This window comes from Hyphomicrobium sp. 99, from assembly GCF_000384335.2.
Classification (GTDB): domain Bacteria; phylum Pseudomonadota; class Alphaproteobacteria; order Rhizobiales; family Hyphomicrobiaceae; genus Hyphomicrobium_B.
Window position 1 is genome coordinate 1113732 of record NZ_KQ031382.1, and the last position, 26213, is coordinate 1139944.

At 57.0% G+C, this 26213-nt stretch carries 23 protein-coding genes; 14 read left to right on the forward strand and 9 right to left on the reverse strand.

Features of this window, described 5'->3' with window-relative positions; translation table 11 throughout:
• The first annotated feature begins 398 nt into the window (after positions 1–398).
• Both G359_RS05575 and G359_RS05580 read left to right on the forward strand, forming a co-directional pair.
• Positions 399–2696: a TonB-dependent receptor domain-containing protein gene (locus tag G359_RS05575; protein ID WP_052699199.1), complete on the forward strand. Its 2298-nt coding sequence runs from the start codon at positions 399–401 to the stop codon at positions 2694–2696.
• A gap of 275 nt (positions 2697–2971) precedes the next feature.
• Positions 2972–3886, forward strand: a complete 915-nt coding sequence (locus G359_RS05580) for a cell envelope integrity protein TolA (protein ID WP_197077530.1) — start codon at positions 2972–2974, stop codon at positions 3884–3886.
• A 153-nt stretch (positions 3887–4039) separates the two neighbouring features.
• Here the strand turns inward: G359_RS05580 and G359_RS05585 are convergent, their stop codons facing one another.
• From G359_RS05585 to G359_RS05605, 5 genes are all read right to left on the reverse strand, one after another.
• Entirely contained in the window at positions 4040–4435 is a 396-nt protein-coding gene (locus G359_RS05585) for a hypothetical protein (RefSeq protein WP_045835327.1), read from the reverse strand.
• A 93-nt stretch (positions 4436–4528) separates the two neighbouring features.
• On the reverse strand, positions 4529–5419 hold the full coding sequence (locus tag G359_RS05590) for a dienelactone hydrolase family protein (RefSeq protein ID WP_045835328.1): 891 nt from the start codon (positions 5417–5419) through the stop codon (positions 4529–4531).
• Positions 5420–5578: 159 nt separating this feature from the next.
• Positions 5579–6445: an efflux RND transporter periplasmic adaptor subunit gene (locus G359_RS05595; RefSeq protein WP_045835329.1), complete on the reverse strand. Its 867-nt coding sequence runs from the start codon at positions 6443–6445 to the stop codon at positions 5579–5581.
• Positions 6445–6651: a DUF1656 domain-containing protein gene (locus G359_RS05600; RefSeq protein WP_045835330.1), complete on the reverse strand. Its 207-nt coding sequence runs from the start codon at positions 6649–6651 to the stop codon at positions 6445–6447. Before G359_RS05600 ends, G359_RS05595 begins: the two co-directional genes overlap by 1 nt.
• The gene (locus G359_RS05605) at positions 6648–8681 is read right to left on the reverse strand and encodes an FUSC family protein (protein ID WP_045837690.1); all 2034 of its coding nucleotides are present in this window, start codon (positions 8679–8681) and stop codon (positions 6648–6650) included. Before G359_RS05605 ends, G359_RS05600 begins: the two co-directional genes overlap by 4 nt.
• Before the next feature lie 198 nt (positions 8682–8879).
• On the opposite strand from G359_RS05605, the gene G359_RS05610 reads away from it, so the two are divergent.
• Together G359_RS05610 and G359_RS05615 are read left to right on the forward strand one after the other, a co-directional pair.
• The gene (locus G359_RS05610; protein WP_045835331.1) at positions 8880–9536 is read left to right on the forward strand and encodes a TetR/AcrR family transcriptional regulator; all 657 of its coding nucleotides are present in this window, start codon (positions 8880–8882) and stop codon (positions 9534–9536) included.
• A gap of 70 nt (positions 9537–9606) precedes the next feature.
• A complete protein-coding gene (locus tag G359_RS05615) occupies positions 9607–10647 on the forward strand; it encodes an LLM class flavin-dependent oxidoreductase (RefSeq protein WP_045835332.1) in 1041 nt (346 codons plus the stop codon).
• On the opposite strand, the gene G359_RS20325 is transcribed toward G359_RS05615, so the two are convergent.
• Positions 10637–11185 carry a hypothetical protein gene (locus G359_RS20325; RefSeq protein ID WP_156150676.1) on the reverse strand — a complete coding sequence of 183 codons (549 nt, stop codon included), beginning with the start codon at positions 11183–11185 and terminating at the stop codon, positions 10637–10639. The two genes, G359_RS05615 and G359_RS20325, sit on opposite strands and share 11 nt — an antisense overlap.
• Before the next feature lie 1016 nt (positions 11186–12201).
• Here G359_RS20325 and G359_RS05625 point away from each other — a divergent pair.
• The 7 genes from G359_RS05625 (at position 12202) to egtD (ending at position 19726) form a co-directional block, all read left to right on the forward strand.
• Entirely contained in the window at positions 12202–13023 is an 822-nt protein-coding gene (locus G359_RS05625; RefSeq protein WP_045835334.1) for an ABC transporter permease, read from the forward strand.
• An 18-nt stretch (positions 13024–13041) separates the two neighbouring features.
• On the forward strand, positions 13042–14310 hold the full coding sequence (locus G359_RS05630) for an ABC transporter ATP-binding protein (protein WP_045835335.1): 1269 nt from the start codon (positions 13042–13044) through the stop codon (positions 14308–14310).
• A 1-nt stretch (position 14311) separates the two neighbouring features.
• Entirely contained in the window at positions 14312–15343 is a 1032-nt protein-coding gene (locus G359_RS05635) for a glycosyltransferase (RefSeq protein ID WP_197077532.1), read from the forward strand.
• A 6-nt stretch (positions 15344–15349) separates the two neighbouring features.
• Positions 15350–16741, forward strand: coding sequence for a glycosyltransferase (locus G359_RS05640; protein ID WP_045835337.1), 1392 nt, complete (start codon positions 15350–15352; stop codon positions 16739–16741).
• Positions 16742–16858: 117 nt separating this feature from the next.
• Positions 16859–17305 carry a VOC family protein gene (locus G359_RS05645; RefSeq protein ID WP_045835338.1) on the forward strand — a complete coding sequence of 149 codons (447 nt, stop codon included), beginning with the start codon at positions 16859–16861 and terminating at the stop codon, positions 17303–17305.
• A 127-nt stretch (positions 17306–17432) separates the two neighbouring features.
• Entirely contained in the window at positions 17433–18761 is a 1329-nt protein-coding gene (gene egtB, locus G359_RS05650; protein WP_045835339.1) for an ergothioneine biosynthesis protein EgtB, read from the forward strand.
• Entirely contained in the window at positions 18761–19726 is a 966-nt protein-coding gene (gene egtD, locus G359_RS05655; protein ID WP_045835340.1) for an L-histidine N(alpha)-methyltransferase, read from the forward strand. The genes egtB and egtD overlap by 1 nt, the downstream gene beginning before the upstream one ends.
• 21 nt (positions 19727–19747) lie before the next feature.
• Here egtD and G359_RS05660 read toward each other — a convergent pair whose 3' ends face one another.
• Entirely contained in the window at positions 19748–20020 is a 273-nt protein-coding gene (locus G359_RS05660; protein ID WP_197077533.1) for a hypothetical protein, read from the reverse strand.
• Positions 20021–20393: 373 nt separating this feature from the next.
• On the opposite strand from G359_RS05660, the gene G359_RS05665 reads away from it, so the two are divergent.
• The 3 genes from G359_RS05665 to G359_RS05675 are packed head-to-tail and all read left to right on the forward strand — an operon-like array spanning position 20394 to position 23273.
• Positions 20394–21797 (forward strand): sensor histidine kinase, encoded by a 1404-nt coding sequence (locus G359_RS05665; protein WP_245280108.1) that lies wholly within the window; start codon positions 20394–20396, stop codon positions 21795–21797.
• A gap of 31 nt (positions 21798–21828) precedes the next feature.
• Entirely contained in the window at positions 21829–22242 is a 414-nt protein-coding gene (locus tag G359_RS05670; RefSeq protein ID WP_045835343.1) for a response regulator, read from the forward strand.
• Positions 22243–22244: 2 nt separating this feature from the next.
• The gene (locus G359_RS05675; RefSeq protein ID WP_045835344.1) at positions 22245–23273 is read left to right on the forward strand and encodes a sensor histidine kinase; all 1029 of its coding nucleotides are present in this window, start codon (positions 22245–22247) and stop codon (positions 23271–23273) included.
• On the opposite strand, the gene G359_RS05680 is transcribed toward G359_RS05675, so the two are convergent.
• Together G359_RS05680 and G359_RS05685 are read right to left on the reverse strand one after the other, a co-directional pair.
• Positions 23268–23612 (reverse strand): response regulator, encoded by a 345-nt coding sequence (locus G359_RS05680; protein WP_052699200.1) that lies wholly within the window; start codon positions 23610–23612, stop codon positions 23268–23270. The two genes, G359_RS05675 and G359_RS05680, sit on opposite strands and share 6 nt — an antisense overlap.
• 62 nt (positions 23613–23674) lie before the next feature.
• A complete protein-coding gene (locus tag G359_RS05685; protein WP_082072817.1) occupies positions 23675–26068 on the reverse strand; it encodes a hybrid sensor histidine kinase/response regulator in 2394 nt (797 codons plus the stop codon).
• Positions 26069–26213: the final 145 nt, after the last annotated feature.

A 26213-nucleotide genomic window follows, 5' to 3' on the forward strand; every position in this document is an offset into this window, starting at 1 on the left:
TGCGCCATGGTACGTGCAATAGATAACGTAATGCTGAGGATTTGATTTAATTAGTTCTTACGGATGATCAGAAGAGGGACGTTTTCAATTCCGCTGGTCCGTCCAAGCTTAAAAATTCTTAAAAATTCACGTCGACGGGTGCTCGTCTCTGACCTGTGCATCTTATTGGGTAAGGGCCTGGAAAAGCAGTGGAGGTCCCTTCCGAAAAAGTCTTTTCATCGTTTGTTGACTATTGGTGTACACTTTCATAATGTGCTTATGCTCGATCCGTTATCGGGCCGTCTTTGCGTCCGCTTCCGGGGGAGGCTTCGCAAGGAAAAGAGGCAAGCCCGCCATTGAGCGCAGCAGCGCTCAGCCAGCCAGCCCGTAACAATTTGTAATCACGGGGGACGTTGGGAATGGCTGTGCGTGGCTTCAGTATTTTGAATTCGAGACCGATAAGCTTCGGCGCCGGGGGGCAATCGGGGGGAACGTTCGGTAAGGCCGCACTTACGCTGACGGTTTCGGCCACCGCGCTTGTGCTGGCCGTACCGGCATTTGCGCAAGAAACACAGCTGCCGGGTATCAACGTCCAGGGAGCGCAAGCTAAGAAGAGCAGCGCGCCGAAAGCGAAGCCAAAGCCGAAGCCCGTTCAGGCGGTGCAATCGGAGCCTGCTGCTCCAGCTGAAGCTGACGGTGGAAACCAAGCCGCGGCGGCGAGCGATGCGCCCTACAATACGCCGGCCAGCGTCAGCGTCGCTGGGCAAAGCGAGATCCAGACTTTCGGCCAGGCCGATATCCAGGACGTCTTCCGCGCCATGCCGGGTGTGTCGACCGGGAACGATCCGAATAATCCCGGCATCTCCGTCAACATCCGCGGTTTCGAAGGTCAAGGCCGCGTAAACACGATGATCGACGGCGTGCGGCAGAACTTCAGGATTACCGGGCACACCGTCGGGGGGTTCGCCTATGTCGATCCGCTGCTTCTGGCAAGCATCGAAGTGCAGCGTGGCGCGGTTTCCGGAGTCGGCGGTTCTGGCGCCCTTGCGGGTTCTGCAAATTTGCGCACGCTCGACGTGGATGACGTGTTGAAGCCCGGAAAGGATTACGGCGCGCTCACCAGCTTGACGTGGGGCAGCAACGGTCTCGGCTTTTCAGAAATGGGCGCTGGCGCTATTCGCAGTGGCGCGATCAGCATCGTCGGTGCGATCAGCAAGCACGATCAAGACGACTACGAGAATGGTCGCGGCCAGCGTGTTCCCTATACGGATCAGGATCTGATCTCCGGATTGGCGAAAGCCCATATCCGGATTGATTCCGCGCAGCAGGTTTCGTTCGGCACTATTCTCTACAACAACGACTTTACGGCCAATTCCTACAATCAAAACATCGATTCGAAGATCTATACGGCCAGCTACGTTTATAATCCTGCAGCAAACGATCTCATAAATTTTCGCGCCAACTTCTCTGGTAGCGACCTCAATATGCGTTATCTTGGTGGGATAGGAAATTCAGCGACCTCAGCAGGGCGCAACATCGAAGATCTGGGCCTGGGCTTTGATGTCTCGAACACGTCGCTCTTCAATTTGGGTGGAATTGCCGTCAAGTCGACTTACGGATACGAATATTTTCACGACGACGTCGATGCCACGAACACCATCGACCCATCCAAGGGGGGCGGCACCAATCCATCAGGAAAATCGACGACACGCGGCGCATTCTCCGAAACGACGTTCTCTAAGAACATCTTCGATTTGATCGTCGGTCTTCGGTACGATGATTTCAACCTCAATGGTCATGGCGTCGTAGACCCGCATGCCCCCAGTTTTCTTGGGCCGAACTTTCCAATTCCTCTGCCGCCGGGCATTGAGAAGGGTCCGTTCAGCGTTGACAATTCCTACGGCGATCTCAGCGAGAAGTTCACTTTGGCGGCTAAGCCCGTCGAATGGTTCCAACCTTATGTGACGTGGTCGAATACATTCCGCGCTCCGTCGATATCAGAGACGTTAATTGACGGCACGCATCCAGGCAGTGGGTTCGAGCCGAATTTCTACCCCAATCCGTTCCTGCAGCCTGAAAAGCAGCGAGGATGGGAATTCGGATTCAATTCAAAAGTCGATGGCCTCATCAAGCCCGGAGATTCATTTCGCTTCAAAGGTGATTACTACACGATGGACGTCAACAATTACATTACTGCTGCGTGCGAGGTCTATAACCCGACCTTTGGGCTGACCAATTGCTGGTTCGTCAATAATCCCGGCACATCGAAAGTCGAAGGCGTCGAGTTGGAAGGCACTTATGACGCTGGCTACTTCTTCGCTGGCCTGAGCTACAGCCATAGCCACACGACTTTGCCGTCACAGATGGATGGTCTGGGTCTACATAGCTATCTGCCGGGCGATGTCACGACGATCACAGCGGGATTGCGGTTCTTCGATGAACGCCTGACGATCGGAGCCCGTAGCTATATTACCTCGAAGAGCCAGAAGGGCGACGTCAACGTCGAACCAGGCGATCCGCTGTTTTACGATGGCTACACGACCTACGACCTCTTCTCCAACTACAAGGTCAACGACGATATCAATGTCGCTTTGACGGTCACCAACCTGACCGACCTTCCCTACACGCCCGCGCTTAGCAGTCCGGGTACAGGCAGTGGTGTGATGGATACGGGACGCGGTCGCACGTTCCTGCTGACGACACGGGCTCAGTTCTAGTCGCTCCGCGGAAGCGAGACGTATCGAGAAAGTTCTGCATCGGCGGGCGTAGGTCCGCCGATGCGCTTCGAAGAAGCGAGTTACCAGGGAGACGAGCGAAATTGACGTTCCTTGAACGGCATGATCGTCGGCCGCGCGAAATGCGCTCGTCGGATTCTCAATCCCGCACGTTCGAGTCTTGGCCTATCCAAGGCAACGTCGTCCCGTTTGCTTTCGATAGGGTCGCGAGCAGCGACTGGAGAACACCGCATAGAGAACGGGTCGAAGCGGCGAAGGTGGCTCCGCCATCAAACCTCACGAAAGCGGAATCGCGAAAGCTGCTTGTCGCCACGATCGTCATTTCGGCGACCATTCACGCAGCTGCGATCGCATCAGTGATGTCGGGCGACACCGGCGAACAATTCGGCATGCTCGATAGCAAGACCGATACGTTCAGCCTCGCGACGACCCAATCGGTCGTTCTTGAATCGATTTCCACCCATGACGCGCAAACGGCGTCGGCTGCTGCTGCAGCGTCTCAGGCCGGAAGCGTCGAATCCGCGGAATCGGCGCCGCAGGACATGGCGGAGGTCAAGGAACCTCTTTCCGATGACCCGCCGCCGACACCGATCAAAGTCGCCGATGTGACGCCGACAGCGGTCGCGCCAACGGAAGACCCTCTGCAGGTGATTCGTGGTGGCGGCGAACCTGACACGGTGAGCGAGATCAAAGCTGCGGAGTTTTCAGAAACGCCCGTCGAAGAAATGCCGGAAGCGGTTGAGACGAAAGATGACGCGCCCGCAAAGGCAAAGCAGGAAGAGAAGGTCGAAAAGGAACGCAAAGTTCAGCAGGAGGAATCGCATTATCAAACAGCGGGCGGCTCGGCATCGCGTTCAAGCGCCGAGCATGCGGTGGTCGATGGTCGGGCTTCTGCTAGCCGCGGAAATGCGTTGAGCTATGCGGCGGGCGTCCGGGCTCGTGTCGAACGCAATAAGCCGTCGGGCAACGGCCTCCGCGGAACGGTCCGCGTTTCATTCGGGATCACGACGACGGGCGAATTGAGTTATGTGAAGCTTTCCGAATCCTCCGGCAGCGCCAAGCTCGACCAGGTTGCGATGGATGCTGTCCGGCAAGCCGCACCATTTGACGAACCGCCGTCCGATCTGTCGCCGTCCCAGCTTGCCTATGTGATCCCGTTCTATTTCCGCTGAGGCCTTCGCGAAGCTGCACTTTAGGCAACAACGGCTCAACGCGGCTATCGCGCATTACATAAAATGCGGCCCGCCCTAAAAACAAAACCGAAAACCACGAGAGCACTCGAGTTCACACGAGTGCTCTCGGTAATGATCGTTGAAGCCCGATCGTTAAACGAGGGCTTCTTCCTTCACTTCCGTCTCTTCCTTTAGCGGCATAGCGAGTGGACGTTCGATCTGCGTGTCGCAAACGCGAGCCACGACGCCCGGTCCAAGAGCCTGAAGCGTTATCACTCTGCCATTCCGAAATCGGATGGCGTCGCGGTGAAATGGTCCGTCCACCTGCGTGAACGTAGCACTTTCCCGGTCCGATACATCAGCATGTTCTTGGATGAACGACGAAATGCCGGAAAGCTGGAGCTCCATATCGCACGCCATGCAAACAGCGACCGACTGATCACCACGGGCTACAAAACCCACGGTTCCACTCGGGAACTTATTGCTGATGTACTCCTCGCCCCGTCGCGCCGGCCGGCTCTGAAACATTTCGAGAGAATAGTCGCACATGTCTGACCTCATCAGTTGGTGCCACTAATTCAAAGAACTTGGGAGCCGACTGCGAAGTTCCTGCGATACACCCTCAATGTTCAACGAAACGATTCAAGGCAGGACTGACCATCGCTTGAACCAGTTCTCCGCCTGTATCCAGGCATCTTTGGCAGCTTCTGCATGGTAACTGGGACGGTAATCAGCATGGAAGCCATGCGGAGCGCCCGGATAAATTTTGAATTCTGCAGTTTTTCCCCCTGCTGCTAAGGCGGCCTTCATCATATCGACTTGCGCCGGGGGGATGCCCTGATCATCACCGCCGTAAAGACCGAGCACCGGCGCCTTCATGTCCGCAGCAAGCTCGATGGGGCTTTTCGGCCAAACCTCCTTTTGTGCTGCCGGATCGACAAGCGAGCCGTAGAACGCGACGCCCGCTTTAACATCGGCGTTGGCGGCGCAATAAACCCAAACAGCCCGGCCGCCGCGGCAAAAGCCTAAAATGCCGAGCTTCGATGCGTCACCGCCTTGGGCTTTGGCCCAGCGGACGGTTGCATCGAGGTCGGCGACGAGCTGGGAATCTGGTTTTGAGTTGACGAGGGGCACCAGCTCCTTGATGTCGCTGATCTTCGTCAGGTCTCCAAGCTTGAAGTAATAGTCCGGAGCAATCGCAAAAGCGCCAAGCTTTGCAAGCCGCCGCGTCACATCTTTGATGTACTCGTGAAGACCAAAGATCTCCATACAGACGAGAATGATGGGCGGATTATGTGCACCCGCGGGCTTCGCGTAATAAGCCGGCATAGCGCCTTCCGGCGTCTCCACCTTCGCGGTGCCGGTGTCGAGACCGGCGGCGCTCGTTGTGATTGAATTTGCCCGCACCGGACCGGCTGCGAGCGTATAGCCGGCCGCGGCAGCCGCAGATGCCGTCATGAAGCGGCGTCTTGACAGGTATGCGCGCCGAATAAGCCCTATGAGGTCGGACGCGACGTGGTGATGAGCGGCCATATCCAAATCCCTTTCGACATCGACTAAATCCTACATCGATCTCAGCCGGTCGGCTTCTCACGATATATGGGCCGGGGAGGCGGCAGAATGACGACGCGAGCACACGGGCCGTCTCGCGATTATGCGCAGCCGTCATGCAATGCTTTTTCGGTCAATCGGTTAGGGGTTGATAACCACGGTCGACGTCCGGCCCGCAACGAGACGCAGGCCGTCCGGAACATCATCCAATGCGATGCGCACAGGAATGCGTTGAGCGAGGCGCACCCAGCTGAACGTTGGATTGACGTCGGCAAGCAGATTGCTGCCATTGCTTCTGTCGCGATCCTCGATGCCGCCGGCGATGCTCTCCACGTGGCCTATGATCGCCCGATCTTCACCCATCATGTGAACCGTCGCTCGGTCGCCGACATGGATCAACGGCAACTTCGTTTCCTCGAAATATCCATCGACGTGATACGAATCCTGATCGATGAGCGCCGCAACGCCCTTGCCTGAGGTCACATAGTTGCCCGGCTTCAAATCGAAGTTCGTGATCGGACCGTTGACCGAAGCGCGGACGTCGGACCGCTCAAGATTGAGCTTCGCAACATCGCGATCTGCCTCGGCCTGATGTAAATCCGCTTGGGCCTTGGCTTCCGTCGCTGTCACCTGCTCAACCTTCTGCTGGCTGACCGCGATGCTGCTCATCGTGCGGTAGCGCACGAGATCCTTCTGGGCAGCCTCAAGCGTAGCTTTCTGCCCCTCGACATTGGCCTCCGCCTGCCGGAGCGCCAGCAGGAAGCGATCGCGGTCGATGCGAAAGAGAACATCGCCTTTGTGAACGAGCTGATTGTCCCGCACGAGAACCTCGGTGACGAGACCGGAAACGTCCGGCGCAATCTCGATGATGTCTGCGCGCACGCGCCCATCGCGCGTCCAGGGCTCCACTTCGTAATGAACCCAGAGCCGCCAACCGACGGCGATCGCAAATCCGAGTGCAACAATGGTGACAGCAAAGCGGCCGAGTTTCGATAATAGGGAAATCATCAGTGAACCTTCGAGAAATACATGACGCTTGCACCAAGCAGGCAAACAAAAACGCAGAGATTGAACAACGACTGGTGCCACACAAAACGATAGACGCCGAGATATCGCAGCCCGCGCGCGATCACGGCCATCGCGAAAAAGGACATGACCGCGCAGACGAGGATCGACGGCACGAAGACGCCGAAGATGTTGAGTTCTGGATTCATTCGGCTGCCTCGAGCATTTCGGGCGCAGGCGGGAGATATGGCGGCGACGGTTCTCCCGGGAAGAGGCTGCGCCTCAGGCCGACAAGCCCAAGCAACGCCTTGCGGCTCGACGAGCCATCCTCGTCACGCACCGCGACGATGGCGCGATTGATCCTGTCGAGCACCGAAGTCGGCGCCTCTGCTGTAGAGCTTCCGTTGTAATGTTGCTTCAAAGCCATGAGAACCGCATCGACGCGCCGCCTCGAATACGTCGAGAGACCCGGACGCGCGCGTCGAAGATCGATAATATTGAACCCCTGCCGCAGCTCTCCGATCGCTTCGGGGATCCTGTGACCGGCCGCTTTAGCGCGTGGAGCGAGGAGGATCAGGCGGTCGAGCATGACGCCTGTTAACCGCGCGTCCTGAGACGAATCTTCTGCTTTCGCTATCTCGGCAAGCGTTGCTCTGTTCGCGTTGGCAAGGCGGCGAATGCTCCACTCCGCGCCGACGGGGCGTAGCAAAGATGCCATGACAGCAGCAATACACACCCCAAACGTAGTCGCGATGCTCCCGTTGAGAAACGCGGCGGTGTCTACGCTGAAGTGCGCCTGGATACCAATCGTGGCGAGACCGTTGACGCCCAGAGAAAGGCCGATCAAGAGCGTCTCGGGCTTTGACAAGAGCAGACCGATAGTCAGGAGCGCAGGCGCAAACACCAGCATGAGCGTTTCGAAGTTGTGGACGTGCGGAAAAACGCCGAAGACATAAATTCCGGATAGAATGGAAGCAGCCACCGCCCACTTGGCGAAAGCCATGATGGAAGGCACTGGATTGTCCTGGGCTGCGAAAAGGCTTCCGGCGACGGCGGCCATCATCGCTGCCGTACCGCCTTCCGGCCACGCAAGTAGAATCCAGAAGGTGCAGCAGACGATAACCGTCGAAAAGCTGACCAGCGCGGACACGGCCGCCTGCCCGCGATCGGAATGGCGCGTGCGAATGGCTGTCCCCTCGATCTGATACGCGAAGTCATTCGGGCGAGGCGTCGCATTTCCCGCCATAGCGGTCATCACATGGAGACAATCGCCTCGGATTGCGGTGAGATCGCGCAGCCGCATGAGTAGGGTGAGCTCAAGCAGATCATGCCACGTCCGATGGACACTGGGTGTGTCGATGCGTCGGTCGATATCTTTTCGCAAATTGTCGAACTGCTGCGCATCGCCTGGACGCTCCGGCGTCAGCCATCGATCGAGGCGTTCTACGAGTGCACGCACCGGGCCCGACGGACCACCCAGCGAAGCAAGCTCGCGTAGCCCGTCAGAAATCGACGATAGAATAGGAAGAAGCAGAAGCATTCGCGGCTGGATCTCCCGAACGAGCCGCGGCAGTTCCGGATGGCCACCGGCATCATAGGCGAGATGGCTTGCGAGGTTTTCAATCTCGCCCGTACCGGCGGCGAGACGCAGACGGTGCGCGTCGGCTTCCGGACCAGATTTTGCTTCGAGCGCGTCGCGCGCGCTGGCGTCAGAATTTTTTAGCCACGCCTCAAGTCTTTGCGTTACCGCCTTAACGACGGGTCGCGGAAACACGATGCTCGAGACCACAGCGGCGCAGACGATGCCAAGGGTGATCTCCTCTGTTCGTGCCAGCGCAACGTCAAAAATCGTGTCCGGGACGTTGACCGTCGGAAATCCGATCAGAGCTGCGGTATAGCCCGCGAGCATGAACACGTAGCTTCTCGGACTGCGGTCGAGCAGCGATATATAGAGACAGATCGACGTCCAGCCTGCCATGGCAAGCACGAGCAGAACGGGCGCGTTTGCAAGATTGGGAACCATGACGACGGCGGCAACAGCGCCGATCAGCGTTCCGAACACGCGGAAGACAGCCTTCGATCGCGTCGCGCCCGACAACGGGTTGGAAGCAATATAAACCGTGGCTAACGCCCAGTATGGGTTTGTCAGCGGTACCCAAAGACTGATTAACAGCGCCAGCGAAGCAGCCGTGAACGTCTTAAGGGAGAACAGCCATTGTTGTGTCGTGGGCAGGCCCATCGCGCTTCCTGAACTGAGGGGCAGGCCCGTGTTCGCAGTTAGAACTTGAATATTGCCCCTAGGCATCATAAATGACTTGCCAGTCACTTTTGTCAAGATCATGCGGCAGTACGGACCGTCCCACAAACGCATGGGTCCTAGTCGCAAACGGAAGACCTCAACTGAGAACGCCCCGATCGGGTAGGAAAATGAGGGCATATGCAAAAGACCGTTCAGGAGCCTCGTCAGGCAACGCGCCGTCGAGAAGTGGTTCGCCGCCGTGGCGCGAGTCCGGAGAAAACGGCTCAGACGCGGCAAACGATCGTCGATGCGGCACTCGCGGAATTTCTCGAGAAAGGTTTCGCCGACGCCACCATAGAAAGCGTGTCGAAGCGCGCAGGCGTCGCAAAGGGACTGATCTACCGCTATTTCGAAGCCAAAGAAGCGCTGTTCTCCGCAGTGGTGCAGCAGGAGATCGTCCACGCTCACATTGATGTAGAAGAGTCGAAAAGAGGGCCCAGTGAGACCGTCGAAGCGTTCCTGCGGCGAACGCTCTTGGTGTCTATTCGAAACATCGACAAGAAGAGCCGCGCAGATATCGCCCGCGTCGTCATCGCAGAAGGTGCACGGTTCCCGGCTCTTGTCGAGATCTATCGCCGCGACGTGATCGATCCGCTTGCGCAGAAGGTCAAGCGTCTCGCGGTCTCGGCGAGAAAGTCAGGTGAGCTGGAGAGCGATTACCTCGCAAAAAATCCGCATTTTCTTCTGGCGCCGATTTGGGCGGGCATCGTGCTCAATAAATTTTTGGACAAGGCCAATCCCGTCGATATCGGTGAGATGTTCGAAGCGCAACTCGACGTAATTTTTTCTCGCTAATTGTTGGTTGCGCGATCGCCCCGCCCAGACGAAAACCTAACTGCGTGAGCGCTAGGTTGGAGGCACTTTATTGGAAATCGGAATCGATAGTTTTGCAGCGATCATGTCCGGCACGTCGGCCGACACCCTTTCGCCCGCCGGCCGGATAGCCAATCTGATCGAAGAAATCGAGACGGCCGACCGATGCGGCCTCGACGTATTCGGCATCGGTGAGCATCATCGGCCCGAATTTCTCGACTCCGCACCTGCCATCATTCTCGCAGCCGCCGCAGCACGAACCAAGTCGATCCGGTTGACGAGCGCAGTCACCGTTCTAAGCGCGGCCGACCCCGTGCGTGTTTTTCAAGAGTTCGCGACGCTCGATCTGATTTCAAAGGGCCGGGCCGAAATCGTTGTCGGCCGCGGTTCATTCGGCGAAGCCTATCCATTATTCGGACTGCGCTTCGAAGACTATGACGCGCTATTCGCCGAGAAACTTCAGCTGCTGCTCGAAATCCGCGCGAACGATAAAGTCCATTGGTCGGGAAAGTTTCGTCCCGAGCTTTCCGGTCAAGGCATTTATCCGCGCCCATACCAAGCCGAGCTTCCGATTTGGTTGGGTGTGGGCGGCACGAGGCAGTCATTCGCTCGTGCCGGCCTTCTGGGATTGCCTTTGATGGTCGCGATCATCGGAGGCGAGTTCCGGCGCTTTCGGCCCCTCGTCGATCTCTATCGCGAAGCGTGGCGCCGCGCCGGGCATCCACCGGAAAACCAAAGAGTGGGGGTTCATGCACTTGGTTTTGTCGCGAAAAGTTCGGCCGAAGCAAGGGACGCATTTTTCCCTGGATGGTCTGACATGTTCACTGAGATTGGCCGCGAACGAGGATGGCCACCCGTCACGCGCGCTCAGTTTGAAGCCCAATGCGGTCCGGGTGGCGCGTTTCTAATTGGCGATCCCGAAACGGTCGCTCGCAAATTGCACGAAGCGAGCGACGACCTGGGCGGTGTTTCGCGTTTCACATTTCAGATGAGCTCCGCGTCGACGGATCATCAGGCAATGCTGAAGTCGATAGAACTTTTGGGAACGCAAGTTGCGCCCATCGTGCGTGAAAGCGTCAGCGTTAATCCTTGAAAATGTCCTGAAGCGTATTCGAAATCCAAGATTGATTTTTCGGCGGTAGCTTTTGTGGCGGAGGCGGCGGCTCTGGCTCCGCGGGACCGCCTAGGAAAAAGAGAAGTGGCGGAAAAACTGGCTCCTGCTGCTCGACAACGACCGTCTCGACGATGGCGGGCGGCATGCGATTGACCCTCGGAATACGACGAGAATAGGCGAGAACTCTTTTGCGCCGTTCAGCCAGACGCTTCGCTTGCACGAGAGGAGCGACAACCGGAACATCGTTCTGCGCAGCAATGCTCTCTATCTCTTCCGGAAAGCTCGACGCATCGACCTTCGTCTTGAATGACGCTTGCGGGCTCGTCGGCAAATCGGTGACCGCATAATTCTGACTGTTGAACGGCAGACTCCATTGTCTTTCGTCCATGACGAGCGCCGGTAATGGAATGACGGCCGTCCGAGCTACCGGCGATGAAAAAGTTAGTGTCGCCGAATCCTCGGCGACGGGGACCGCAGCATCGGCCTTCAATTCCGCAATATTTTCTACTTTTTCCAAACTGAGGGCGACAGCCCCCGACGCCAACCGCTGCCGCAAACCATCACCAAAACTCAGGCGATCTTCTAAAACAAATTGGGACGGGTGAGTTTTTGAAGTTCGACGCACGCCATTTGGCGAGAGCGCAATCGCAAGAGGAACGAACAAAAGCACAAGCGCAATTCGCGCTATGAGCTGCGTTTCCTTCTCGGTGGGGCAGCGAATGGAGAGGTCCGAGATATTTTGAACCAGCCAATTTCTCCACGCTCGCCACCTTTCTGCGAATGTCTCGGCAATTTCTTCGGCGAGCGAAGGTTCAGGCGGGAAAGAAAGATTTTCATCAGGCGCAGAGGCTAGAAAGACAGGAAAGTCTCGCTGGTTGGACTCGTCCAACCGCGATGGTCGTGTAAAGCGGAGTTTACGAAGACGCCGGACTGTACCGCTGCCATCGTCGTTATGACCATCGGCCGCCACGTTGTGATTTCCCGATATAAAAAATAATCTATTCGGCTGTTAATTAGCGAAAAATTGAATGTGCTATCGAAAGCAATACGCCGGGTCACCGGCAACCGCAGAGGATTTGCTCGGCAAGGTTGACGGTTTGTTTCTAAATGTCAGTACACGGCGGATAATTAAATTAGATGGCTCTTTTCGTTGCGTTTGTTCTCGTGAGTGAGCATCGTTTTGCCGGCGGGCGGGGCACTGGAAGCCAAGGAGATGCAAGCCAGTATCGCGCGTGGCCCAATGTCCACAGATGTCTGGTAATCGGGGCAAATAAGGTTGACGGTGACGCTTGTTATCTGCGAAATGAACTTATCGGCGAACGAACAATGTTCGCTCCGGGCACCGTAACGAGGCCCTAAATCTGAGATCGGGTGAACAGGTTTCACCCGTAGTTCGGAAGATTTCTTTCAAGCATATCTCGGCGCATCCGCTTCGCCCGTATTACCGGCGATAGCGGTTCCGCGAGATCATCGACGAACATATTCATCGCGATAGAAGAGCGGAGGGATCACTCGATTTCTCAATCTGAGCAAATGCGTCTGCACGTTCTCGAAGCCTCGCGCAGCGAGCGGAATTACTGGTCCGATCTCTGGCATTACCGCGAACTGTTCGCCATCCTTGCGTGGCGGGACGTTGCGGTGCGTTACAAGCAGACGGTCATCGGTGTGGCCTGGGCAATCGTACGGCCGCTGCTGACCATGGTCATCTTCACTGTGGTATTCGGAAAACTCGCGAAGCTGCCAAGCGATGGAGATGTGCCATACCCGATCTTGGTTTTCGCTGGCATGCTCCCCTGGTTTCTATTCTCGAGCATCCTCAGCGAAGCATCAAGCAGTCTCATCAATAATTCGAGCTTGATCGGCAAAGTCTATTTCCCGCGTTTGATCCTGCCCGCTTCTGCCGGAGTCGTTGCGCTCGTCGATTTCATGATCAATCTCGCAATTCTCTTTGGCTTGATGGCTTGGTATGGCTATCAACCGAGCTGGCACGTTGTGTTCCTTCCCATATTCATCGCATTCGCCGTCGTCGCTAGTCTGGGGCCCGCGCTCTATATCACCGCACTCAATGTCAAATATCGCGACGTCCGGTATGTCATTCCCTTCGTGATCCAATTCGGCCTTTACGTTTCCCCCGTTGGCTTTTCGAGCGAGATCATCCCTCTGGAACTGCGGTTCTGGTATAGTTTGAACCCGGTCGTCGGCGTTATCGACGGATTTCGTTGGAGCCTTCTTGGCGGCGAGAGTCAGCTCTATATGCCGGGCTTTCTCGCGAGCATCGGCGTCGCGGCGTTCATGATGTGGTACGGCCTCAGATATTTTCGCGGCGCCGAGCGGGCGTTCGCGGATCTGGTGTAAAGCACTTCGCACCAGAAGATGACGGACATAGTCATTCGTGCCGATCACCTCAGCAAGCGCTACGTCATCGGGCATCGGACCGAGCGCGAACGCTACACCGCTTTGCGCGACGTGCTGATGCGCTCGGCAACGCGATTTTTCCACGGCGCGTTGGACGTTGCGCGTGGCCGGCAACTCATCCAAGGTGACGAAATAGAAGAGTTCTGGGCGCTGAAGGATATCTCCTTCGAACTCAAGCGCGGCGATGTCGTCGGTGTCGTCGGCCGCAACGGCGCGGGCAAATCAACGCTTCTCAAAGTCTTGTCGCGCATCACCGAGCCGACCAGCGGGCGTGTCGAAATCAGAGGTCGCCTCGCGAGCCTGCTTGAAGTCGGCACGGGCTTTCATCCAGAGCTGACGGGACGCGAAAACATCTACCTCAACGGCGCCATCCTCGGGATGAAGCGCGCCGAGATCGCCCGGAAGTTCGATGAAATCGTCGCATTCGCAGAGGTCGAGAAATTCCTCGATACGCCTGTAAAGCGCTACTCGAGCGGAATGTATGTTCGCTTGGCCTTCGCTGTCGCGGCACACTTGGAATCGGAAATTCTCGTCGTTGATGAAGTCCTGGCCGTGGGTGACGCGGAATTTCAGAAAAAATGTCTCGGCAAAATGAAGGATGTTGCCGGGCACGGGCGCACAGTCCTTTTCGTGAGTCACAATTTTGCTGCCGTCAAAGCTCTTTGCAACCGGAGCCTCCTCCTCGTCGGAGGCTGCGTTGCACGCGATGATTCAGTCAACGCCGTCATCAAGCAATACGTCGGTTCGAGTGACGCCGCGCATTCAATTTCTTTCGCGGCAAATCCAGGTAAGCCCGCAATCACTGCGATCGACGTGAATAGCGAAGCACTTTCTGAGCGCGACCTGATCGTCGACATCTACTTTGCTTCGCCGAAGCCATTGCAAATGGCTATCGGCGGCGTTGTGCTGCGAGCAGATACGGGCGAGTCGGTATGGGGATCAAATAGCCGGTTTCACCCGAGCCGCAATCCAGTCAAGGGCGCGACCCACGGCGTACTGAGATGTGAGGCGCGTCGATTGCCGATCCGTCCCGGTAGATATTCACTATCGGTTTGGTTGGGTGATTGGCATGAAGACTACGATGCCAGAATTGACGTCCTGAACTTCACACTCGGTGAAGATGACGCTCATCGCATGCTTCCGCCCACATCAGCCATTGGCCATCTCGATTGGCCCGCGGAATGGGGCACCGCCGACGAATATGGTGTCCGGCTGCCGGTCCGCTGATATGAACGGTATCACCGTCGTCATCTGCGCTCACAATAGCGCGGAACGCATTCGTCCGACTATTGAGGCGCTCGCTCGATGTCACGCGGACTTCCCCGTCGAGATCATTCTCGTCGATAACAATTCTACCGACGCTACCGCGGACCGCGCCAAGTCAGCGTGGAGCGCCTGCGATAATAATCGGTTCACCTTCTCAACCATTGACGAGCCGCAAGCCGGACTCGCATATGCGCGCCGCGCTGGAGTGCGAGCCGCATCGTTCGGCATCGTGGTCTTCTGTGACGACGATAACTGGATCGCCGAAGATTATTTGATGCACGCCATGAGGATCATGCGCGATCCCGATGTCGGCGCCGCAGGCGGCTGCTCGACACCGGCAAACCCGGAAATTTTGCCGCCATGGTTTTACACATTCTCCTGGGGCTTCGCAGTCGGAGTTCCATTATCGAAAATTGCGCATCTGCCCGATGAGCCGGAAACGGAGACAAGGGTCAACGCGCTTTGGGGTGCAGGCCTCGTCATCCGGCGAGACGTCATCGAATTTCTCTACACATTGCCTGGATTTCCGGCGCTCAGTGGGCGAAAAGGCGCGGAGCTTCTTTCTGGCGAAGATCTCGAGATCTCAGCCTGCCTATTGGGCGCTGGATACAAGCTCATTTTCAGCGAGAGACTGCGGTTCAAGCACGATATCGCATCGAAGCGGCTGACGGCTGCATACGCTAAGCGCCTCTTGGCAAATTTCGAAGGAGGCTTTGCGGTTCACGGACAATATACGAAAATGATCGAAGCCTTCAAATTTCCGGCGCGTGCGGCGGCTATCGGATGCGCCCGTATAATCAAGCACGGTTTTCTCTGTCGATTGAACCGCGAGTCTTTCCTCTCGCTGCTCGCGGCCTTACGCCTTCCTGCATTGATGACGCGTGATCAACGGCGAATATATGGGACGGTGAGAAGCCTCCGCTCGCGCCAGTCTCGCCCGCTCATCGCATCGACACAACTATCCCAGAAACTCGCTCCGCAAATCTCCATCTAGCGCCACATGAATATGATCGGCGTCGAACGGCCATCAGCAGTGGGCCGTCCGATTTGCCTCCATTTCGTCGGCGCTTCGAGTGTCACGGGTGGAGGTGGTTCCAACACATTCGTGCGCGCCTTGGCGAGGCGACAGGCCGATCTCGGTTGGCGGCCGATCATCGTCCTCAATCAGAACGCCGGAGATATTGATCGTCCACTAGCTGAGCCTGCGCATGGTGAGCTCGAAATACGTGTGCTGCCTCCCGTGCTCGGGATCACCCGAAAGGCTTATTACGCACGCCGCCCGGATGCCGCGCCCAGCGTTTGCAACCTTTTCGAAGAGCTGAAGCCAGCTGTTGCGCACTTTCATACACTCGGGCTGACGGCGGGAATGTTGCACCTTGAAGCAGTGAAGGCTGTAGGCGCGCGGACAATCGTCACTTACCACACCGGCGGTATTTCATGCCCTCAGACCGGCTTGCTCGAAAATGGCGTATCGCCATGCGACGGCCGTCTTGAAATCACCCGCTGCACCCGCTGCCGATTGGCCAACCGCGGAATGCCGGTGAAACTGGCACAGCTTCTCGCACGAATTGATCTGACCGATGGTACCGAACGCCGCGAAGGCGTGATCGGCCGAATTCTTTCATCGCGCAGGATGACCAAAACGTTCATCACCGCTTTTCATGCCGCGATCGAGCTGATCGATGTCTTCCATATCCAATCTCGGTGGATCGCCGACGTGCTTCGTCAAAACGGCGTGCCCGAGGAAAAGATCGCATTCGTCGAGATGGGTGTCTCGCAAAATCCCGTAGCATTCGATGCCCATTTGCCAGAGATGTTCAATGAGACGCGACCGCTGCGGTTGGTGTTCGCAGGCCGCTGTAGCGACGTTAAAGGCATCGAAACGATCCTCGAAGCGCTGAAAAGAATTGACCGGCGTGCACCGTTGACGATTTCGCTGTTCGGTTCCGGGTGGAACTCCGATTACGGCGCGCGCCTCCTCGGGCCGTTCGAGGGCGACAAGCGACTGCTGCCGCCCAGAGTCGTGGTTGCGGAAAGAATGCTCGAAGAACTTGTCGCGCACGATGCCTGCCTGGTGCCATCGGTCTGGCTCGAAACGGGACCCCTCGCGGTTTATGAGGCCATGGCCGCCGGGCTTCCGATCATAGGTAGTCGCCTCGGCGGCATTGCGGAGCGCGTTCGGGATAACGTCGACGGGTTGCTGTTCTCAGCCCGAAACGCGATCGAATTGGCGAGCCGAATCGAAAGCCTGCTCGCCTCTCCCGCTGAACTCCGCAGACTCCGTCGCAATATCCGTCCGCAGCGCACTTTTGATCATATGGCGTGCGAACTCGACGCAATCTATCGGTGCGCGACGCCTGATGTGGGTCCGCAGCTCACGTATGGGCCCTGAACGGATAAAATTACAATTGAGCTGAGCGTTTTTACCGCCCCGGCCGAGGGCGGAAGGAACGCAGTTAGCGATTGGCGGTTTTTGCACCGAGCTTAATTTTCAATCGGAGAGCAAGCCATGTCGCGTGTCACCGGCATCGACCACATATCGGTCCGCGTGAGCGATTTTCCAAAATCGAAGGCCTTTTACAGCGGTCTTTTTGATTTTCTCGGTTTCGAGGTCTTGGACGAGTACGAAGACTCGATCGGATGGACCAACGGCAAGACCCGGTATTGGATTGGCCAGGCTGATGAAGATGGGCGAAAGCATAAACATCAGACTGGCGACGTAGGTCTCCATCATTACGCATTTCAGCTGCGCAATCGGAAGGATGTCGATGAACTGCAAGACTACCTGAAAAAACACGACATAAAGATCGTTGATCCTGCTGCTGAGTATTATGACGATTACTATGCAGTTTTCTTTCTGGATCCGGACGGCATCAAGCTTGAGGGCATGAAATACGGCGAAAAGCACGAAAAAGCCGAGACGAAACATAAAAGTAAGGGTGCGGCAAAGGGGTAAGCGGGTGATGCCTCATTTCCATTCGCTATTGCGGTCGGCGAGGGAACCATGCTGGATAGACTGGCGTTTGAGGGTTTGGTGCCAGTGATCTGCGCGGCGGCGCGGGCTAAAATCCAGAGAAGTTCGTTTGGAACATCCTGCGGCCGAGAAGGCTCCCCAAAACCAAAACGCCTCATTCTCATTTGGAGAAGAGGCGACTTCAAACAGTCGCGACGCGCTTGCGGCTCGCCTGTTTGAGACACGACGCCATTCTCTTGATTTAGCGGAGCCGCTCTCCGCCGAAGACATGGTGGTTCAGGCGTCCGACGATGCGAGTCCTACCAAGTGGCACCTCGCGCACGTAACTTGGTTTTTCGAAAACTTCGTTTTAAGGCCTCATCTCGCCGGCTATCAGGTTTTCGATGAGGCTTTCAACTATTGCTTCAATTCATATTACGAAGCGCTCGGGCCTCGTCATCCGCGACCCAAAAGAGGTCTGCTGACGCGGCCGTCGTCCGAGCGTGTTTTCGCATATCGTACACACGTGGATGACAGCCTTCGCCGCCTTCTCGCGAGCGATGGCATTAAGCACGACGAAGTAGCGCGGCTTATTGAAGTCGGAATCAATCACGAGCAGCAGCACCAAGAGCTATTGCTGACGGATGTTCTCGCGCTCTTTGCATCAAATCCCTTGCGCCCGGCCTATCAGGCGAAACCATTTGCCCTCGATCTCGCCAAACCCGAGCCACTCACGTGGACGGAATTTCCGGGTGGCATTGTTAGAATAGGTCATGCGGGCGACGGTTATTGGTGGGACAACGAACTCCCGTCGCATGAAGCTCTAGTTCAGCCGTTCAAGCTCGCGAACAGACTCGTGACGAACGCTGAATGGCTCGCATTCATGAATGATGGCGGTTACGCGACGCCGGCGCTTTGGCTCTCGGATGGCTGGGCGGCCGTTAATCGCGAAGAGTGGGAATCCCCGCTTTATTGGGAGGAGACGGCCGACGGCTGGTCGCAAATGTCTCTTCAAGGGCTGCTGCCGGTCGCGCCTGCAGAACCTGTGACCCACGTCTCTTATTATGAGGCCGACGCTTTCGCGCGATGGGCGGGCAAGCGTTTGCCAACAGAATTCGAATGGGAAGTGGCGGCTCTCTCTCATAATGAGGAAGCGGCGAAATCATCCGGTGTGCTGCGGCCGCAGCGAAGCGAGACGTCGAACTCAAAAGCGCCGAAGCAGCTTTTCGGCCAAGTCTGGCAATGGACTGCGAGCGCCTATCTCCCCTATCCCGGCTACAGACCGCCCGCAGGCGCAATCGGCGAGTACAACGGGAAGTTCATGGTCGGTCAGCATGTGCTGCGCGGCTCCTCCTGCGCCACGCCGCCCGGACATTCCCGCGCGACTTATCGAAATTTCTTCTATCCCCATCAGCGCTGGCAATTCCTCGGCTTGCGCCTTGCGGCGGAGGTCAAGTAATGCGTCATGTTCCAACGCTCGAAAGGTTGCCGGCATGCGTAACGACCATCACCGATGATTTCTCGCTGAGCGTCATTCACGGATTGTCGCGTGTGCAGAAAACACTGCCGTGCCGCTTTTTCTACGATGCACGCGGAAGCAACCTGTTTGAGGAAATCACTCGTCTTGCCGAGTATTATCCGACGCGGACCGAGATCGGAATTCTCAATGGATGTGCCGCAGAGATCGTTGACGGCTTTTCAAGCGGCGATGTTCTCCTAGAATTCGGATCGGGCTCGAGCCTGAAGACCGAGATACTTCTAGACCATATCGCCGATCGCATTACGTACGTCCCCTTGGACGTCTCTGAAGCAGCCTTGGCCGACGCAACGGCGCGCTTGGGAGAGCGTTACCCGGAGCTTGAGATTAGACCACTCGTCGCGGATTTCTCTAGTCTAACGAAGCTTCCAAATGGGTTTCGCGATTCACGCAAGACCGGGTTTTTCCCCGGTTCGACAATCGGCAACCTTGCGCCGAACGAAGCAATCACTCTTCTTTCGAATTTCAGGAAGGTGTTGGGAAAGCAAGGTCGGCTCATTATCGGCGTTGATCTGAAGAAAGACCCGCGCGTTCTTGTTCGCGCCTATAACGATGCGTCGGGTGTCACAGCCGCCTTCAATTTGAACTTGCTCGCTCGAATTAATCGCGAACTCGCTGGCACATTCGACCTGACAGCATTTCATCACAAGGCGATTTATAATCCGCGCGTGGGTCGGATTGAAATGCATCTAGTCAGCGATTGCATGCAAGACGCCACGGCCGCCGGGCGGAGCTTTCACTTTAATATGGGCGAAAGCATTCACACCGAGAACTCTTATAAGTACACACTCGCGGAGTTTCGCGAACTCGCCGAAAAGGCGGGCTGGAAAGCCAATCGCGTCTGGACGGATGACGGTGAGCAGTTCAGCGTTCACGAGCTGATCTGACGATCGGCGAAACGCAGTCGATTATTTGCGGGTTTCTGGACTGCCGTTCGAAGGAATGGTGTCGGGACGATCAGGTTTCGGAGCACGCGCCTCTTCTATGTCGTGCAAACGGTTGAGCCGATCGAGAATAGGCCGTGACGTCATCCAATCCATGTCTTCCTGCAGGATCTCTTTCAGTCGCTCGGTCACGCGAGCGGTGAAGATCTCGACCCAGTGCCGCTGATGTTGATCGGGACCCGCGGACTCCAATGGCTGGCGAACTGTGCGCCGGTTACTCAACTTACTCAAACTCACTGCGATGTTCCAAAGGGGTAAAATTTACGGCCGTCACGGCCGAGCCTCAGGCGCTCAGGGCTTAGGCGAAATTAACGGATAAAAACGCCTCTTCCTGGCCAGGACGAACCAAGCCGATACTATTCAATTCGCGGCTGAGCCTTTGGTTCCGAAAAATGAGATCAACGCGGAATAGTACGTCCGCTCTAGCTGCGGTAGTTTAATATATTGTCCATTTCGGGCGGTCGTGACGGCTAGTCACCAGGAGGGGCAGTTGGTAATAAGGCCATCCCGTGAATAATCGCCTAAGAGCTTAATGCCCCCCGATACTCAGCGACTTCTTCGAACAACGTATGTTTTCGGCGCCGCAGCTTTCGCGGCACTCATCCTTTTGATGATCACTTCGTTCTGGCTTGTCCAGCGAACCCAGTCGACCACGGAAAACGTCTTGAAAGCCCGCGCCCAGCGGACGACGCTCGTGCGGCTTCTCTCGACAGTCCAGGACGCGGAAACGGGCCAGAGGGGCTATCTGTTGACGGGTGAGCCTCGCTACCTCGAGCCCTACGAAATGGCCGTTTCAAATTTGGAGAAGCGGCTTGCAGAGGTTGGGGCGGCATTCGAGGACGGTCCACAGGACGGTCCGAGAATTGAGCAGATAAAAAAGGAGATCGCTCAAAAGCTCTCGGAGTTAGCGGAAACCATCCAGACGTACAAAGCCGGAAAGGCGTCCGAAGCCCTCGATATCGTCAAGAGCGACCGAGGGAAGGACTTGATGGACCAGATCCGCACTTCGATCGGAGATATGTTTGAGCGCGTCGACAAGAAACTGAGTGAAGGTGTGGAAGGACAGCGCGTCGACGCGGCCGCAGCTCGTCAGTTCTCGCTTTTAGCAGGTGCTTTCATTCTGCTTGCAGCTCTGGGCGGCATTGCAACCATCGTCAAATACACGCGCCAACTTGTCTTGGCCCGGAATGAATTGCGGGAACTCAACACGGGGCTGGAAAATCGCGTCAAGGAACGGACTGCGGACCTGCAACGCGCAAACGAAGAGATTCAACGGTTTGCCTATATCGTAAGCCACGACCTGCGCGCGCCGCTCGTTAACGTTATGGGTTATACGAGCGAGCTGGAGGCAAGCCTGGAAACGTTGCGGGCTTTGACGAACAACCCCGAGATCAACGCGCTCGCGAATGCCGAAGCCGCGAAAGCCGCCGTTACAACCGATCTGCCGGAATCCATCGGCTTCATCCGCACCTCGACGCAGAAAATGGATGGCCTCATAAAAGCTATATTGAAGCTTTCCCGTGAAGGGCAGCGGGTGCTCGCTCCGGAAAGCATAAACCTCGGTGATTTCTTCGATTCCATAGCGGGCGCCGTGCAGCACCGTGTTTCCTCGGCTGAGGGAGAAATTCGCATCCTGAAGCCCCTTGCCACCATTGAGGGTGATCGGCTGGCTCTTGAGCAAATCTTTGGAAACCTCGTGGATAATGCCCTGAAATACCGCGCCAAAGATCGTCCGCCGGTGATTACGATCCGGCAGGCATCGAGCCGCTGGGGGATGGTTGAAATCGACGTCGAAGACAATGGACGTGGGATCGCCGCCGATGACCGCGATAGGGTTTTCGACCTGTTCCGCCGGGCCGGGCCGCAGGATCAGCAGGGGGAGGGCATCGGTCTTGCGCATGTCCGCGCCCTGGTCAGAAGGCTCGGCGGTGAAATAACCATGACATCGGAACTGGGGCGAGGCACCAAGTTTCGTGTGACGCTGCCGACCAAGTTGAATATTCGAGGGGAATGATCGCGTGAGTGGGAATCCAGTACGGATCGTGATGATCGAAGATGACGCCGGGCACGCACGCCTCATCGAGCGGAATATCCGCCGCGCGGGCGTCAACAACGAAATTCTTCCCTTTACTACGGGGACGGATGCCTTGGCCTACCTGTTCGGACCCGATGGTAGCGGCGAAGTCAGCGCTAAAAGGCATCTCCTGGCGCTCCTGGACCTCAATTTGCCGGACATGACGGGCGTGAGCATCTTGGAAAAGATCAAGGCGAATGAGCATACCCGCCGCATCCCGGTGGTCGTACTGACGACGACCGATGACGAGCGCGAAATCAAACGCTGCTATGACCTTGGGGCGAACGTCTACATCACCAAGCCCGTTGATTACGACAACTTCTCCCACGCCATTCGCCAGCTCGGGCTGTTCTTCTCGGTGATACAGGTTCCGGAAACCCAGTGACGATGTCACGCTCCAAGGTCCTGTATATTGATGACGATCCCGGCATCTCGCGGCTCATTCAAAAGACGCTGGAGACGCGTGGTTTCGAAGTCGTCATCGCTCTTTCTGGCGCCGAAGGCTTGGAGCTGCTGACGGACACGCGCTTCGATATTGTCGCGCTGGATCACCACATGCCCGGGCACACGGGCCTCGAAATTCTGAGAAGTATCCGCGCGCTTCCGAATGCGCCACCGGTCGTCTACGTGACGGGTTCGGAAGACAGCCACATTGCCGTCACGGCATTGAAGTCCGGCGCCGTGGATTACGTCTGGAAGGACGTGCAGGGCCATTTCCGCGAACTGCTCGCAAAAGCCATCGCGACGGCGCTGGATCAAGAAAGACTTCGCCGCGAAAAGGAAGCGGCCGATAATGAGGTCCGCTTGGCGCGGGACCGCGCGGAGCTGTTGCTCAAAGAGGTCAATCACCGCGTCGCCAATTCGCTCGCGATCGTGGCGGGCCTCGTCGGACTTCAGCGCAATTCGATCCGCGATGCTTCGGCACGCGATCTCCTCGCCCGAGTGCAGGCGAGGATCATTGCCGTAGCAAGCGTCCATCGCCGGCTCTATACGTCGCCCGATGTCCGCAGCGTCGACGTCAGCGATTACCTGGACGGACTGGTGGAAGATCTCACGGCCGCCATGACGGATGAGGGCCGAAACCATCCCATCCGGCTCAGCTGCATGAAAGTGCTTCTTCCGACAGACAAAGCCGTGTCGCTCGGGATTCTAACGACCGAGCTCGTGACGAATGCCTACAAATATGCGTACCCCGATAATCGCGGTGGCGAGATCCGCATCATACTTACGGTGGAAGTCGGTCAGGGTTTGCTGTCAGTTGAAGACGATGGCGTCGGCCTGATTGCGCAGGCACCGACAGGCGGAACGGGCTTGGGATCAAAGGTCATCGCTTCGATGGCGAAGAACCTCGGCGGAGAACTGAAGTTTGCGACGGTGGCGCAGGGAACGCGCGCCACGCTCTTATTCCCGCTATGAAATCATAGTCGCCAATACGCGCTGCACGTCCTCGAAAATGTAGGGCTTCGCGATCATAGGACGTTGCTTGAAGCCTTCCGGCAAGGCGTCGTGCCCGCGTCCCGTGGCGAACGCGAAGGGAATTCCCGCTTTAGCAAGCGCTTCTGCAATTGGCGTGCTTTCCTGACGTCCAAGCGAGCAGTCGAGAATGGCGCACGCCGGATGTTCGCGGTTCAAGAGCAAGAGAGCCTGCTCGACGGTCGCCGCAGTCCCAACGGACTCGTGCCCCATCTCCTCGATGTACATCGCCAACAGCTCTGCGATCAGAGCCTCGTCCTCGACGATCAGAATTCGCGCCAAACTGTTCAGCTCTCGCTTGCTCGATTGAGGGGGCCAACTTTGTAAGGAAACGGAAGTCGAAGTCACTTATCCTTTTCCGTTCTAACGGCGCGGAGCCGCTTGGCGTCTTGAAGATCAACCAAGTTTTGACCGCTTAAACCTGCGCTGCGTGCGTGCAATAACTTTTGCACCGCGCGATCGAGTTCGGTGATCTGATAGGGTTTTTGCAGCGTAGTGAAGTGGCCTTGCGCTTCTTCTACCCGCTTGTTGGAGCCGCTTGCGAGCAGCACAGGAAGGGTCGGCCACGTACTGCGGATGAGCTTAGCGAACTCCAATCCGTCCATTTCGCCGGGCATCATGATATCGCTGAAGACCAGATCGAATGACTCTTGTTCGAGAATACGCAAGGCGGCATCCGCACTGCCGGCCAGCCGAATCGTATAGCCGAGTTGCATGATGAGCGCGGCCGTGACCTCAGTGACGTCAGGGTTGTCTTCGATAATCAAGATGCGCGCACGGTGTCGTTCGGACGGTTGATCCTTCGCGATCGGTTCCTTCTGGCCTTCCGGATGGGCCCGCGGCAGGAACATCGTAACGCGCGTCCCATTTCCAACTTCGCTGTCGATGGTGACTGTGCCGCCGGACTGGTGCGCGAAGCCATAAACCTGCGAAAGACCGAGGCCGGTGCCCTTGCCGGCGGCCTTGGTCGTAAAGAACGGATCAAAGACTTTCTTGAGGACGTCCTTGGGAATTCCGGCGCCGGTATCGGAAACGCTGAGCGCCACAAATTCTCCTTTCAGTCCTTCTTCGGTCTCATCGCCCGATAGTGTGAGGTTCTCGGCGGTTATGGTGATGATGCCGCCCGCCTGAAGTGCGTCTCGCGCATTGAGAACGAGGTTCATGAGCGCGAGCTCGAGCTCATTGGGGTCAGACATGATCATCCACGTGCCGGGAAGCACATCACCGATGAGGCGGGTATTGGCTGGCATCGAGGTCGCGAGCATGGACTGCAGTCCCGGCAGGCGCTCCTCAAGAGAAACCGGCTGCGGCTCCAGTCTCTGCATGCGCGAGAACCCGAGGAGCTGCCGTGTTAATGAAGCGCCGCGCTGGACAGTCGCCTCGATGCTGCCGATGGCTTTGCTTCCGCGCGGTTCCGTTACTTGAGATTTGAGAATGCGCGCTTGGCCGCCGATGATCGTCAGCAGATTGTTGAAGTCGTGGGCGATGCCGCCAGTTAGTTGACCCAACGCTTCCATTTTTTGCGCGTGAGCCAACTGCTGTTGAGCGCGCTGAAGCGCGATCTGCGCATCGCGCCGCTCGGTGATGTCGCGGGTGATCTTGGCAAAACCGATGAGATGACCGCTTTCGTCACGGATCGGATCGAGAACCACATTGGCCCAGAACCGCGTGCCGTCTTTACGAACGCGCCAGCCCTCGCCTTCGAACCGGCCTTCGTGGGCAGCTTCATAGAGCGCGCGCGCAGGTACGCCGGCGAGGCGGTCTTCCTCGGTATAAAATCGCGAGAAGTGGCTCCCGACGACCTCATCAGAGCGATAGCCTTTGATCTTTTCGGCGCCCTTATTCCAGTTGATGACGACCCCGTTGGGATCGAGCATGAAAAGGGCGTAGTCGATAACGGCCGAGACGAGCAGGCGGAACTGTCGCTCGCTGTCGCGCAGCGCTTCTTGCGCACTTCGACGCTCGGTGATGTCGCGTGTAACTTTTGCAAATCCGATGAGCTCGCCGGTCTCGTTGCGAATTGGCTCGATGACGACTGAAGCCCAAAAACGGCCGCCGTCTTTGCGCAGACGCCAGCCTTCGGTTTCGAATTTGCCTTCCCGCCGGGCCGTTTCCAGCGCAATCGCCGGGAGCCCGCGCGAGCGATCTTCTTTTGTGTAGAACCTGCTGAAATGGCTGCCGACGACTTCGTCGGCTCTGAAGCCTTTGATGCGCGCCGCGCCGGCATTCCAGTTCGTGATGACACCGCTCAGATCAAGCATGTAAATGGCGTAGTCGACAACGCTATCGACGAGCAAACGGAAGCGCCGTTCGCTCTCCACCAGAGCTTGCTGCCCTTCATGCCGGTCGGTAATGTCGCGTGTGACCTTGCCAAACCCAAGAAGCGTGCCCTGGTCGTCCTTGATCGCTTCGATGACGGACAGAGCCCAGAATCGCTTTCCATCTTTGCGAATGCGCCAGCCCTCGGACTCATATCGTCCGGCCTCGAGCGCGATCGAAAGTGTTTTCTGTGGAAGTCCCCGGCGCTGATCCTCCTCGGAAAAGAAGCACGAGAAGTGTTTCCCGACGATCTCTGACTCTTCATAGCCTTTGATGCGCCGGGCGCCGGCGTTCCATGTCGAGATGAAGCCGTCCGGATCGATCATGTAGATGGCATAATCGCTAAGCGCCTGGACCAGGAGTTCGAACTGTTGGCCACGATCAAAGTGACGAACTCCGGCATTGTCGGGTGATGACATGGATGGTTACTCGACCTCTGCAGGCAAACGGCGTATCGGCAGGGCTTGCGCAAGGCCCAAAACATACCATAGGCTAGATGCAGCCGAAATGCCTTCCGCTGAGTAAAGCCGCATGCCTTCTCAAGAAGTGACCGTTAATTCCATG